Origin of the sequence: Sulfurimonas sp., assembly GCF_032250635.1 — a bacterium.
In the GTDB taxonomy this organism is placed as follows: domain Bacteria; phylum Campylobacterota; class Campylobacteria; order Campylobacterales; family Sulfurimonadaceae; genus Sulfurimonas.
Genome location: NZ_JAVVFL010000238.1, coordinates 1 through 2,871 on the forward strand (window position 1 = coordinate 1; position 2,871 = coordinate 2,871).

General features: G+C 35.1%; 4 protein-coding genes. 2 read left to right on the plus strand and 2 right to left on the minus strand.

What is annotated here, in order from left to right:
* Positions 1 to 63 precede the first annotated feature (63 nt).
* Entirely contained in the window at positions 64 to 354 is a 291-nt protein-coding gene (gene soxZ, locus RQ763_RS11215) for a thiosulfate oxidation carrier complex protein SoxZ (protein ID WP_314153062.1), read from the plus strand.
* Positions 355 to 483: 129 nt separating this feature from the next.
* Complete coding sequence (locus tag RQ763_RS11220) at positions 484 to 1,449, plus strand: MBL fold metallo-hydrolase (protein WP_314153063.1); 966 nt, start codon at positions 484 to 486, stop codon at positions 1,447 to 1,449.
* Positions 1,450 to 1,538: 89 nt separating this feature from the next.
* Here RQ763_RS11220 and RQ763_RS11225 read toward each other — a convergent pair whose 3' ends face one another.
* Together RQ763_RS11225 and RQ763_RS11230 are read right to left on the minus strand one after the other, a co-directional pair.
* A complete protein-coding gene (locus tag RQ763_RS11225; RefSeq protein ID WP_314153064.1) occupies positions 1,539 to 1,946 on the minus strand; it encodes a thiamine-phosphate pyrophosphorylase in 408 nt (135 codons plus the stop codon).
* Complete coding sequence (locus RQ763_RS11230) at positions 1,939 to 2,637, minus strand: Bax inhibitor-1/YccA family protein (RefSeq protein ID WP_314153066.1); 699 nt, start codon at positions 2,635 to 2,637, stop codon at positions 1,939 to 1,941. Before RQ763_RS11230 ends, RQ763_RS11225 begins: the two co-directional genes overlap by 8 nt.
* Positions 2,638 to 2,871 lie beyond the last annotated feature (234 nt).

Sequence of the window (2,871 nt, forward strand, 5' to 3'; positions counted from 1 at the left end):
GGTTGATTTAAACCTAAACAGAATACAAAAGATATAAATAAAAATAAAAAAAAGGATTAAATTATGAAAATAAAAGCAAAAGAAAAAAAAGGTTTAGTTGAAGTTAAGATATTGCTTGACAGCCCGATGATCGGTAAAGAAGAAGCTGAGACAAAAAAAGCAGAAGTAGATTATCTTCCCCATATTACTGCTAAAATAAACGGTAAAGTTGTATGGGAAGCGTCTACTGGACCATTCCTATCTAAAAACCCTTACTTTATGTTTAATGTTCAAGGTAAAAAAGGTGATGAGCTTGTTATTGAAACAATCAATCACAAAGGCGCTGTTGATAGTGATAAAGATAAAGTTAAGTAATTTTTCGCACTTCTCTCTTTTTCAAGAGAGAAGGTCTTAGGTTAAAAAAAGAGTAAATTTGATGTGTTATAAAACACTTCAACTATATTCTTACAACAAAGAGTAAATCAAATAAAAAGGTGAAGAAATATGATAAACAAGATGATTAAACCACTGCTTGTAGCTGCAGTAGCAATGTTGCCGCTAGCAACAGCTTCTTTTGCAGACGGTCATGAGTCAGATGCTGATTTTCAGTACAATCTAAAACCGAAGCAGGTAAGCGAAAATGTATGGTGTTTTTTTGGAGCACTTGAAATTCCGACAAAAGAGAATGGCGGAAACATGGTAAACACATGTTACATAAAAGGTGACACAGGTTATGTTCTATGGGATACCGGACCGACTTACATATATGCAAAACAGGCTTATGAAGCGGTAAGCAAGATTGCCGGAAAGCTTCCTGTAACACATGTTATTTTAAGTCATGAGCATGATGATCACTGGTTAGGTAACAACTACTACAAAGAAGTTCATGGGGCAGAAATTGTTGGTCCTGAATCTATCAACAAGCACTATCCGATTGGTCATGAAGAGTCTAGAATGTTCTTAACTCTTTCTAAAAATGCTATTAGAGGCACAAAGATTATTCATGTAGACAAATGGCATAAAGAGAGTATAAAGTTTAAAGTTGCGGGTGTAAACCTTGAATACGTTCCTGTTGGAATGGGTCACTCAGTCGAGGATTATTTCTTGTATATGCCAGATAACAAACTTATCTTAGCAGGTGACTTAGTTATGAACGGAAGAGTTACATCTAACAGAGACGGTTCTGTTATGGGTCAACTTTCTGCGCTTGAGACTATTAACTCAAAAGATTGGACAATTTTAGTTCCGGGGCACGGCTTTATCATTGATAAGACGGCAACAGATGAATCTGTACAATACTTTACTTTAACAAAAGAGAGAGTTGAAGCCGCTATGGATGATGGTGTTGACAGTACTGGAATCGTTGAAGCAGTACCATTGAAAGAGTTTAAAGACAAAGCGCTTTATGATTTACTTCACCCAGGCAATATCGCTAGAGCATATCTAGAATTTGATATGGGTCTTGAATAAATAAAACTATATAAGATTTGGCATTATTGCCAAATCTTACCCTCTTACTTTTCATCTTCTTTTATAAAAATACCTCAAAAAAATACTGCTTATTTATTGCCGACCAGAATAGATTTTTCTAACGTATAAAGCTCGTATCTTATCTGTTTAAAGCTCTCACTATACTCAGCACTATGAAGTTTATAAAGCTCCTCTAGTACTCTTGCAGACTCCTGAGCTCTTTTAAAGTTGGCTAGAATGATTGCAGAAATATCAGTGCGGTTAAGTTCACTCTTGATTGTAGTGCGAAGTACATCGTTTACGCTGTCACGCTCTTTTAGTAACTCTAATGTCTCTTTGATTTTTGCTTTGTGTCTTAGTTGTTTTAATTGGGAGGAGAGTTCTTTGTTGTTGTCTCTGTATCTTGCAATATCTTCAACGACTCTAATGCCTTCTTTGAGGCGGTTTAGGTTGGCATCAATCACCCGATAAAGTTCGGGTGATAGTTGGTTATTCATCACTTCCAAATATACCAAAGAGGTGTAGAAGAGAAGTGAATATGTTTAAAAAATCTAAATAAAGAGCAATAGCACCATCAATTGGTGTTTCATATGCACCTTTAATGATATTTTGAGTGTCATAAACTACTAATATACTAAATAGTAAAACAACAGCTCCCGAGATAGCTATAGACATCAATGGATTCCCCAAAAAGATGTTTATAATAGAAAAAGCAATAATAACAACAAGTGCTATCATTAACGGCTTCCCGTAACCAGAAAAATCCTTAGTTGTTTTAACAGCATAAAAGCTCATAGCACCAAATACAAGAGATGTCATTGCAAAAGCATTTCCGACAATAGCTCCACCGCCATTCATCCCGAGTGTGTGTGAAAGCAAAGGTGCCAACATTAAACCTGTCATAAATACAAAGCCAAACATTACAGCCAAGTTAATTCCCGGCTTATGTTTTACAAAATGCAGCCCAATTAAAAGCCCAATCTCTAAAATTAGTAGAGGGAAAAAATTAGCTGCTATTGTTTCAGCCATCGGTACACCAACGTAAGCACCAACAGCGCCTGCCATCAGAGAAGCAGCAAAAAGTTTATATGTCTCTTTTACAAAAGATACAATCTGTGTTTCACTTCTAGCCTGAGTACTGTATGCGGATGCATTTCCCCTAGCATAATCGCGATTGTAAAGTCCCATTTTTTTCCTTTATATATGTAATGTATAAGAATTTTATACATAAAGAGTTAATAAATAGCAACACAACTGCTTTATATAGAATGGCTATCGGTGAAATTTATTAAAAAAGCATTGAAAACTTAACACATATAAATAAATTTCAAAATTCATCTAAAAAACCATTGACATCAAAGTTTGATTTCCCTATAATTCCCCTCCACAAACAAAGAGACCTAAAGTTTAGGATTAAAAATC

What these genes read in the sequence shown, in the direction of transcription:
- soxZ (WP_314153062.1), top strand. Translation starts at nt 64, where the DNA reads ATGAAAATAAAAGCAAAAGAAAAAAAAGGTTTAGTTGAAGTTAAGATA.
- RQ763_RS11220 (WP_314153063.1), top strand. Translation starts at nt 484, where the DNA reads ATGATAAACAAGATGATTAAACCACTGCTTGTAGCTGCAGTAGCAATG.
- RQ763_RS11225 (WP_314153064.1), bottom strand. Translation starts at nt 1,946, where the DNA reads ATGAATAACCAACTATCACCCGAACTTTATCGGGTGATTGATGCCAAC.
- RQ763_RS11230 (WP_314153066.1), bottom strand. Translation starts at nt 2,637, where the DNA reads ATGGGACTTTACAATCGCGATTATGCTAGGGGAAATGCATCCGCATAC.